General features: G+C 45.3%; 5 protein-coding genes and 1 pseudogene. 3 read left to right on the top strand and 3 right to left on the bottom strand.

Translation table 11 applies throughout. The features are described 5' to 3' along the window. Window positions 1-2646 (bottom strand): annotated as a pseudogene (locus tag A3C46_08775) (hypothetical protein). Between the two features lie 134 nt (window positions 2647-2780). Between A3C46_08775 and A3C46_08770 the strand changes: the two are divergent. Beyond that, a complete protein-coding gene (locus A3C46_08770) occupies window positions 2781-3920 on the top strand; it encodes a hypothetical protein (protein OGQ21479.1) in 1140 nt (379 codons plus the stop codon). Between the two features lie 4 nt (window positions 3921-3924). On the opposite strand, the gene A3C46_08765 is transcribed toward A3C46_08770, so the two are convergent. After that, window positions 3925-7143: a hypothetical protein gene (locus A3C46_08765; GenBank protein ID OGQ21467.1), complete on the bottom strand. Its 3219-nt coding sequence runs from the start codon at window positions 7141-7143 to the stop codon at window positions 3925-3927. 305 nt (window positions 7144-7448) lie between these two features. Between A3C46_08765 and A3C46_08760 the strand changes: the two genes are divergently transcribed. Together A3C46_08760 and A3C46_08755 are read left to right on the top strand one after the other, a co-directional pair. Then, window positions 7449-8540, top strand: coding sequence for an alanine dehydrogenase (locus tag A3C46_08760; protein OGQ21466.1), 1092 nt, complete (start codon window positions 7449-7451; stop codon window positions 8538-8540). A 51-nt stretch (window positions 8541-8591) separates the two neighbouring features. Beyond that, entirely contained in the window at window positions 8592-9779 is a 1188-nt protein-coding gene (locus tag A3C46_08755; protein ID OGQ21465.1) for a hypothetical protein, read from the top strand. A gap of 80 nt (window positions 9780-9859) precedes the next feature. On the opposite strand, the gene A3C46_08750 is transcribed toward A3C46_08755, so the two are convergent. Further along, window positions 9860-10813, bottom strand: coding sequence for a hypothetical protein (locus tag A3C46_08750; GenBank protein OGQ21464.1), 954 nt, complete (start codon window positions 10811-10813; stop codon window positions 9860-9862). Window positions 10814-10880: the final 67 nt, after the last annotated feature.

The following is a 10880-nucleotide window of genomic DNA, read 5'->3' as shown; positions in this document are numbered from 1 at the left end:
AGTTTTGGGAGCATTGGTGACAACGCCACTCATCGCATTACACGAATCAATCGTACAGTCATTCCCATCATCGAAGTTAATCGCAGTGATTCGATTATTGTCACAGACTCCTAAAGCATTACACGTATCGATCCCGTTACAACGATCGTTATCGCCAGGACAGGAGGTTCCAACTTGAGGGACATATTGATTCCCTGTTGCAGGATCGCAATCCAATGTACACACGTTATTGTCGTCGGGAATGTTGAGTGGAGTTCCGGGAACGCACAGATGAGAAGCATTACAGGTTTCGATGCCATTGCAGGCATTACTGTCAGAGCACTGTACATCATTGGTACAGCCAGGGCCGATCTTCGTCAAAAACATATCCCAAACTCCGCCTAACTGTACCTGATTTGATGCAACACCTGGGAAATTTGAAGAAGCCGTTGCTCCAGCAATATAAAGAGCGCCAGCCGGGTCAAGCGCAACGATACGCGGACCATATTCATTTGAAGAGCCTCCGAGATAGCTTGAAAAAAGAAGCTGACCCTGTGCATCAAATGAGCTTACAAAGATATCATCCTGACTACCGTGTTGTGCTTGAAACGCACGATAGATTGAAAAATTGATCGAGTTGGTGTTACCAACAACAAAACTGTTCCCAGAAGAATCGACAACAATATCAAAGGGAGTTTCACTCCCACTTCCGCCCAAATAAGTAGAGTAGACAATCGTTCCTTGAGGAGTAAATTTCGCTACAAAAACATCCCTCTCTCCTTCGCCATATGTTGTTTGAGAAGCTGCATAAGTTGGGAAAGTATTCGAAGAAGTCTCTCCTGTAACATAGGCGTTGCCGACAGAATCGGCAACGATTCGATATCCTATTTCCCTATTAGAATTGCCCCCTCCGAAATATGTCGAATAAGTCAGAGATCCTTGGGGATTGATCTTTGTCACAAACGCAAGCTGCGGGGCAATGCCAAGCGTTGATTGTACAGCTGCCTGTATGGGGAAAAAATGCGAATTTGTATTCCCGGTAATATATGCATTTCCTAAAGGATCGACGAAGATATCTTCTCTTGTTTCGTTACCTTCCCCGCCGAGATAGGAGCAGTAAATAAGCTGTCCTTGTGGATTGAGCTTTATAATAAAAATATCACTTCCACCTCCTCCAAAGCTTGACTGAAATGCCTGATGTAGCCGCAAGTCAGATGATTCTGTATAACCGACGATATAAATATTTCCCGCAGAATCGACAGTATGGAGAGGATAATCTTCAATTCGGTTACCGCCCAAGTAAGTGGAAAAAACAAATCTTCCTTGTGAATCGAACTTGGTAACAAAGATGTCCCATTGTCCGCCGATATTGAGTTGAAGAGGATTGTAAACTGGAAAATTTTGAGAAATTGTTTCGCCCGTCACATAAGCATTTCCAGAAGCATCTGTGGTTATACGGAGTCCTCGATCGCCGCTTCTTCCTCCCAAATATGTGGAATAAATAAATCTTCCCTGCGGATCGAGTTTGGTCACAAATGCATCCCAATTTGGTCCAGCAACTTGACCAACGGATTGAACAGCGGCATGAGTGGGAAAATTAGGAGATTGAGTATGACCTGTAATATAAACATTTCCAGCTCTATCTACTGCAAGAGCATTTTCAACATCAGCATCTTGGCCGCCCAGATAAGTAGAATAGATTAATTGGCCCTGAGCGCTCCATTTCATAACAAACACATCATCACTTCCTCCGCCATAAGTCGTTTGTCTCGCTTGAAGGAGTGGCAAATTATGGGAATGGGTTTTACCACTGAGGTAAATATTATTTGCTCCATCCAGAGCAACAGATGAATACTCTTCTATTGCTGCACCTCCTAAATACATTGAAAATTCTATTCTCGGATCAATGATGAGCTTTTTTTCGTGATCATAAGCAGCGACAACAAATTTTATATTCTTCTTATCTGTAAGCTCAAATCGACCATCAACTTTTCTTTGTTTTCCTTCGATCTCTTGATAGATCTTTGGAGCACGATTGATAAGTTTATTTTCTCCTGAGGTGATAACTGCATTTCCTTGTTCATCAATGTTCAGTGAATCTATATCTTCATACGCAACTTCAATCTGCTTCGGATCAGCACCGGGTTTGACGATGAAGTCATATTCCATTTCACCTTGGTTTCCGTAAAACACCACATCGATTCCTGGATAGACTTCGTGATATCGAACTTTGTTCACATGAGAGATATTCGTTTTCCACTTCGACTGATCATTTCCAATCAAATAATGACTTTTTCCTTCAAGCAATGCTTCGCCACTAATCATGAGATTCTTATTTCCTCCGACAAATTTCATTTCTATCGGAGAAACAAATCCAAAACTGATCTTCTCTGAACTCAAAATAACATCAGCCTCAACTCCGCGCGCCCGAAAGAGCTGCGCTCCTTCTATTTCATGCGATTCAAAGGAGAGTGCAGGTTTCAGCGAAAATATTTTGGGAGAAACTTTTGGATCGTCTTGATACTGCGTCCACAGAAAAAATGATCCCATAGAAAGAGCAATGATGGCGGGAAAAAGAAGATATCGTGCACGACGCATGTTGCCTCCACGAGAGAGAAAAAGGAGCACGAATTGTGCCAAAAAATGAGGGGAAAAGCAGCAAATCATTTTCATTGCCTTTTAAAGGTATTTGAGTATTTTAGATATGACTCTAAAATACTTCGAAGTTTTTTAGAGAGGGATCTAAAAAAATGCTGCCCCGTCAACTCCAATCTGTTCTTCTCAAAGACCTTCAAAAAAAAATGGTCATGATCGCTGGGCCACGACAGTGCGGTAAAACAACCCTTGCCAAGGCTCTCGCAAAAAAAACCGGATGGACTTCTCATTACTATAATTGGGACGTCGATGAACACCGAAAACAGATTCTTGAAGGGAGTCTTGATGCTGCCTCACGCTTGTGGATTCTGGATGAAATCCACAAATATCGTCGCTGGAAAAACTGGCTTAAGGGAAATTTTGACCAGCATCATCCCCAACATGCGTTTTTGGTTACTGGAAGCGCCAAGCTTCACGCCTACAGTCACGGAGGGGATTCATTGCAGGGAAGATATTATGCTCATCATCTGCACCCCTTTACGCTCTCTGAACTTTTACACAAAAAAGTACCCGCTTCACTGAACGATCTTCTTGCATGTGACGTAAAAGATAAGGCTGAAATGCAGAACGCACTTCAAAACCTGATGATCTTTGGAGGCTTCCCGGAACCCCTCTTTTCAGCCTCTGAACAGGAGGCTTCACGATGGCGTTTATCCTACGGTGTTCGACTTGTGCGAGATGAAATCAGGACACTCGAAAGACTTCAAGAACTTGATAGAATCGAGTTGCTTCTGGATCGTCTCCCGATAACAGTTGGCTCTGTACTCTCGATCAACAGCCTGCGAGAAGATCTCGAAGTGGCTTTTGAAACCGTGAAAAACTGGCTCACGATCTTGGAAAAACTCTATGCAGTATTCAGGATAGCTCCATTTGGAGCCCCTCGCATCAAGGCGGTCAAAAAGGAACAAAAACTCTATTTTTGGGATTGGGCAAGAGTTGAAGATGAATCGGCTCGATTCGAAAATCTGGTTGCCTTACATCTTTTAAGGTTTGTTCACTGGCGCACCGATGTCGCGGGGGAGAAATGGGAACTTCGTTATTTCAGAGATGTCGTCGGCCACGAAGTTGATTTTATTTTGCTCAAATCTGGAAAACCCTGGTGTGCGATCGAAGTAAAATTGCAAGAGCAATCCCTCGATTCCAATGTGAAGTACTTACTCGAACGCGTCCGCATTCCCCATGCCTTTCAACTTCATTTCAAAGGGACAAAAAACTGGACACCATCTTCTATCAACGGTTGTGTGATTCGCATTCTTCCAGCACGTCTCTTTTTGTCACAGTTATAAAATATTAAGGCAATAATGGAGATCTTCCATCACGAACATATTTTGCTTTGAACTCACCATCGCCGTCAGCGTCAAGGTAGATGGGATTCGTAAGTCCCCAGGCAGGAGCGCCAACGCGTGAATCGCTATGAACAGAACTTAAATCAGCAGGATCAAGCTCTTCGAGCTTCTCTGAGGTCACATTCGTCACGATGGGGAAAAGAGACCGATATCCTTCAGTCAGTCGCGTTCCTCGCGCCATCACCACAATCCACGTATCTTCATCAACCGTAATCTGCTTTGTCACCTGCGCCACAATGACACCATTTTCTTCTTTCCAATTTCTCAAACTGCTATCGAGCAGACGAAAACTGTGGGTCGGTTGATAGGTATAGCGCGGCAGATGATACGGATCATAAAAGACGGCAGGATCAATGGCTGTACCTGTCATCGGTTCATGGGTCACATCATCCGCAGGGAGCGGCTCGGTATTCATATAGATTTCGATCGTATCAAACCAGGCCCACGATGGCGCTTTGACTTCGATCTCAAGGATTACCGAGCGCGATGGAACCAGATCTCCGACCGTAAACGTATCTTGCTGCGATGTCCCCGCAACAACCTTGATAAAAGGACCGGCAGAGATCACTACTTTTCCTGCATTAATATTCGCTGCATATTCTTCGAGTTCAATCTCACCATAATTTCCCGTACCATCTCGTGGGTCAACCGAATGCACAATGTAATTTCGCGGAATGCCGATCGGTGTTTTCGCTTCTGCATGACTATCTGAGTTTGCGGTTGCCGTCACGAGTACGCCGAGATTCAAGAGATTGAACCAACTGGGGAGCGCAGAGTGAAAAAGAATATTCATGCTCTGCAAATGATCCCCGACGACCAATTCCACAGCATTAAAGTCAGCGGTCACGAGATCACTCATTCCAAACGGTTTCGGAAAAAGACTGCTTAAGCCATCGACTTGCAAGCGACGTTCAATGGGATCGGCATAACTGGAAAGCGCATTGACCCCGAAACTCTCTGCATAAAAGGGAGAAGTCACCCAACCAGCACCCATCGGAATGCCGGTGACATCGGCAATATGATTCATCTGAATCACCTCTTCGCCCGGATCTTCACGAAGTGTGCTGATCAACTCCGAAAGCCCCATCGCATAATCGGGAGCCGTGGAAACTTCATCAAGCGGCGAGGCGCTCCAATCGACAGCGCCACCGTTGACATCTTCTGGATCATGCTCAAGTGGAAACGCGTGAAGATGTCCATATTGATTCGGGGTCACTTCATTTCCAATCGATGTTTGAATGCTCCGAGCAGTAATCAGCCCAAGAGAAACCAGTTTTTGAAGTGCTGGTTGATAGTTCGTTAAGAAATCGTGATCTGATGACTGAAGAATATCGAGTCCTTCGCCAATCGCCGCAAGTGCGCGCGACTCATTGCTAAAGGATGAGTCGGGACTATTGATCGCATGCAGATGGAAATCTGCGGAAATGTATCCGGGTGTTTCCACGACACGAGAAAGCGCAATACCACTCATGGTCACGGTCTGATCAACACCCACTTCTACCACTTGTTGATGGACTGCATATTCAGGGCCATGCGAGAAGACAAAGGTGTAAACTCCTGGCTCAAGTTCAAAACTTTTTGACTCCGTCAATCCGACGGTCCCCTTGATGGTGATGTATTTCATATCAACGATACCGTACGGACGCATCAGCATATCGTTATCGTAAAAGACTCCTCCGGTGGGAGACTCATTGGGACTTGGATCTTCGCCAACGATCGTGAGTCGCGCAACAATGGGTTTTCCGGTCGATGCATCAGTGATCGGTCCCTCAAATGCGATGACACCTTTATCACCGAGGATGCAATGAACTTGTGCGGTTGCGCCTGTCGTCAGATCAATCATTTCTGGAGTACATGCTCCTGCTTTGTTGGTTTCATTCGCATGATATCCCGATTTTTCGACATCGGCTTCATAAATTCCTTTTCCAAATGTTTGTGAAATTGCATCATCTCCTGACGGAAGTTGGCCAGAAAATTTTCCCTCTTTATTCGTTCGATACGTCACCACCGTCGCTCCTGTTTTATTTCGAAGAGCGACCAGCGCGCCTTCGACTGGATTGCCCTTGCTGTCGTGCACGCTTCCCACAATCGGACGCGTTGGAATTTTCAACACCGCAAGCCCAACATCCATCACTGAACCTGCAGATCCATCTCCCACCACAAAATACCGCGTGAACTTGCGCTCTTTTCTGGGGGGAATTGAAAAATGAATTTCGGGAATGCCCGTATCTCCAAGAGGAAGAATTTTCAAAAATGTTTCGCCCAAGAGCACACTCGTGACTCCCGCAAACGTCACAGACGTCGTTTGCATCGGCTCACCTGTTTCCGGATCGAGAAATTCGCGCGGGTCATAGAAATATCCATACGAAACTGGAACTCCTTCAAAACCAGCATAGATAATGGCCGGCGTGTGCGACGCAGCTTGTTTCGTAAAATCTGGCGAAAAACCGACACCGGGAACAAGTGTAGAAAGCGCACCTGATCCATTGATAAACTCACCAACCGGCATACGCACTTCTTTGTCGCCACGATTGCGAATCGTGGTTTCAATCTTCACGACACGCGATCCTGCTTCTAACGTATAGTCCGTCATGACTTCCGGATCGACACCCTTGAGGTCATCATAAATTTGAAACGGATCGCGTCGATCATCAAAACGATTTGCGAATGCAAGTTTTTGTCCTGCGATTCCTTGTGCAAGTTCGGAAATAAAATCGACATCGAGATAATCATACACATCAATACGACCATACGCTCTCAGGACCTTGCGGCCCTTTTCTGCTGGCAAGCTGAGCATTTCATAGTTGTAATAATTAATGGTCCACTCGACATTGACCATCGGAAGAATTTCGCCGAACTGATCCTGACCTTTTCCACTTCGTACTAAATCCGCATCAATGATCGTTCCCCCAAAACTTCCGAGCCCCGCATTTTTCCCAGGCTTTTGTATAATGACGCGAATTTTATCGTTCTCTAAAAGCACATCTCCCACTCGACCGATAGCGAGCGGTCCGCCGATGAGCTGTGACTTGTCTTTGATCGTGAATGGCGTTTCTGGAGTTCCGATATTCTCCGGCGACACTCCTTCACCTGGTCGCCCGAGACCTGTGGAGCAAGCAGAAAACAACAAAAACATAAATGATAAATAAAAGAATTTCTTCATGTGATTTCTTATCGCCAATTGTTGGATATTGTTGCGGAATTTCTGGGAGTGCACGCTGCAGCGCGTTCGACACAGAGAGTCATTGACCTGTCGCTTCATTATGCATAGAAATCGGCAACTTATTGAAGAGTAATCAACGGCGCGCGAGGATAAAGTTTTCGCAGGGTATCTCGAAGCAATTTTCACAAACGGGATTAACATTAAAATTGCTGAAAGCTAAGCGAACGTTTCGGGTTGACCCGAAACGGAGCGGCCCGAGAAAGTTTATCCGAAGCAGCCGTTGATTACATACAAAAGGAGTTCCCATGATCATCGGCATTCCAAAGGAAATTAAAACTAAAGAGACACGCGTCTCTGTTATGCCGCGTACGGTGAAAAAATTAACTGATGCTGGCCACAAAGTTTTGGTGGAACAAAAAGCCGGCATTCTCTCTGGCATCGACGATGCGCAATACGTCGCTGCTGGTGCCACGATTAAACACACCGCCGAAGAGGTCTGGAATCAAGCCAATCTCATCGTCAAAGTAAAAGAACCACTCGAGCGGGAATATCGTTTTCTTCGCCCTGACCTTGTTCTTTTTACCTATCTTCATTTAGCAAGCGTTCCGCAACTCGCCAAAGCACTCTGTCATTCAAAAACTTTGAGCATCGGATATGAAACCGTCGAACTCGACGATGGTTCTCTTCCACTGCTCACTCCCATGAGTCAGGTAGCAGGTCGGGTGGGCACCCAGGTAGGCGCAGCCCTCCTTCATAAAAATAACGGAGGGAAAGGTCTTCTTTTGGGCGGCGTTCCAGGAACGCGCAAAGGAACCGTTGTGGTTCTTGGTGGTGGACATGCAGGACTCAACGCTGCGGAAATTGCGGCCGGACTTGGCGCTGAAACCGTGGTGCTCGATATTAATGATCAAAAACTCGCATACATTGAAAAAACGTATCAGGGAAAAATCAGACCGGTGAAATCGAATCCTCAAACGGTGACCGAATGGGTTGCAAAAGCTGACCTCTTGATTGGCGCCGTTCTTGTTGCTGGAGATCGCGCTCCAAATGTTGTCTCACGCGCTCATGTCAGAAGCATGGAGTCGAACTCCGTGATTGTCGATATCGCGATCGACCAAGGCGGTTGTATTGAAACCTCCCGCGTTACGTCCCACGATGAACCGACATACGTCGAAGAAGGCGTCATCCACTACTGCGTCCCAAACATGCCAGCCCTCACGCCCCGCACCTCAACCGAAGCGCTCACCAGTGCAACAGAACCGTATCTCTTGAAATTGGCGAATGAAGGAATTGACCGAGCACTCAACAATGATCTCGCTCTTGCCAAGGGATTACAAACTCGAAACGGAAAAGTGACGCTTCCGGTATTGGAGAAATTATTTCCGGAATTGACCTAAACTTCGACCTTGCATTTCTATTGGATTATATGCTATCCATTTTAGTCGAATATGGATAGCGAACAAACCAATCATTTGACCCCACGCACTCTTCATAAGGTGCTCCATACCTCCTTGAAGCAAAAAAAGAATATTTTGCTGCTTGGTCCGCGACAAACAGGAAAATCAACGCTCATTAAAATGTTTGACGCTGATCTGTTCATTAACTTTTTGCTTCCGAGTGAAAGGATTCGTTTCGAAAAAAATCCTGAATTGCTTCTGAAAGAAATAGAGGCGATGCACATCAAAAAAAAACACCCGCTCATCATTTTAGATGAAGTACAAAAGGTTCCGACATTGCTTGATGTGGTTCAGTTTGCAATTGACGAAAACAGAGCTCAGTTCATTCTTTCAGGTTCCTCAGCCAGAAAATTGAAGAAGGGCAAAAACATCAATTTACTCCCGGGCCGTGTTGTTTATCTCCATCTTGATCCCCTCACGCACAAAGAATATCCGCAGGACATTGAATCGCACCTGCTGTTTGGAAGCCTCCCTCAACTCGCCACTTCCTTTTCACAGAAAAATGAAAAAGAAATGTATTTAAACTCTTATGTCGAAACATATCTGGAAGAAGAAGTGAGACAAGAAGCTCTTGTACGCGACCTCGGATCATTCGCACGATTTCTGGAACTTGCCGCTCTCGAATCGGGAAAACTTGTCAGTTATCGCGCTTTGTCCAATGAACTCGGACCAACACACGCAACGATTTCCTCCTATTATGAAGTGCTTCAAGATTGTCTGATTATGGAACGAGTGGATCCTATCACAAAAAGTACCTCCCGAAAAAAACTGACCAAATCTTCCCGTTTTCTTTTTTTTGATCTTGGCGTACGTCGAGTGGCTTCAGGCGAAGGATATAAACTCTCACCTCATCGACTTGGCGAATTGTTTGAGCAATATGTTGGTCTTGAACTCTTACGCTATGCGCGTTTAGAGACGCCTCATACAAAACTCAAGTTTTGGAGAGATCACGATGGCCCTGAAGTCGATTGGGTTTTGGAGAGGGAGATGGAATATATTCCTGTCGAGGTAAAATGGACAGCAACCCCTCGTGAACGAGATATCAAACATATGCGCCTTTTTTTGGAGGAGTATAAGGAAGCAAAACATGGTTATGTTGTCTGCCGCACTCCGCGACCCTTTAAGCTCGAAAAAAACATCACCTGTATTCCATGGCAAGAACTCCGTTCTCTTTTTTAAAAAATCTGCAGACAAAAAATGGGAAAGTGACGCTTCCGGTATTGGAGAAATTATTTCCGGAATTAAGATAATCATGACTTTCATGAAGCAACAACTGTTTCTCCAACCGGAGCAACAGTGGAAGTTTTCTCCTGAAGTTTTCGGAATTTTTTCGACATAGACGCCAGTTTGTCGTTCCATTCAGGATTGACCGCCATTCCTTCTGTTGTCCTCACATACGTCAGGATCATATTGGTGAGCATCCACGGATCGAGAAAAGCTGCTTTGATCACATACGCACCAAAAATTGCAGCGAGAACAAAAAGAAACTTAATCGAAGGGAAAGCATAACCAGCTGCTAAAAAAGGACCGAGCAAAAGAAGAAAAAGGACAGGAAGAAAAATCATCGAGATCGCTCCGAGCACCAGCGCTGTTTTCAAGATTTCCCGCCACGCCTGAGCATAGAGCACCAGACCTGTTTGCGCACTCTCCCAAATAGACTCGTCTTTTCGGAGGAAATTACGTGCGAGAATAGCTTCATCAACGTAGGTCAAACTAAAATGAAGCACTGTCGTTCCAATTTTCGTCAACGCTGCAACGCCTGGGATGACTCCAAAAAAAGAGGTGATGCGCCACATGACTCCATTGAGGGTTCGAATAACACCAGCTACCAATCGATCCACGAGAAAGAGAGCTGAGGTCGAGGCAAATCGTTTTTTCACTGCTTCTTTTCCCCACGTTGTTTGCGATACCCCTTGAGGAAGTGATCCATGCATAATCAACTCCGTGATCACAGCGAGGTGACCTGCTTTCACGAGATATAAAAGATATTCCTGTGCCAATCGAATCAAAGGATAGGAAGCACCAAGCGCAAGCACCCAGACAAAAAGTCGAGCATGTTCATGAAGTCCAGCAAGTGCTTCTGCAATCAGATACACCACACCCAGGTAGACCAAAAAACCGATTGCAAATGCCCCATAGACCAGAAATCGGAGAAAAATATAGGGAAAGGTTTTGAAGACAATCGACGTCGCTTCACCAAGATAGAGTTTCATACGCCCCCTTTTCACTTTCAGATTGAATAAAAATATTTCCTTCATTAAGTTACGCAAATCGTTAAAA

This window comes from Deltaproteobacteria bacterium RIFCSPHIGHO2_02_FULL_44_16, from assembly GCA_001798185.1.
Classification (GTDB): Bacteria; UBA10199; UBA10199; order 2-02-FULL-44-16; family 2-02-FULL-44-16; genus 2-02-FULL-44-16.
The sequence above is the reverse complement of the archived record's forward strand: the minus strand, read 5'-3'. Positions and strand labels throughout refer to the sequence as shown.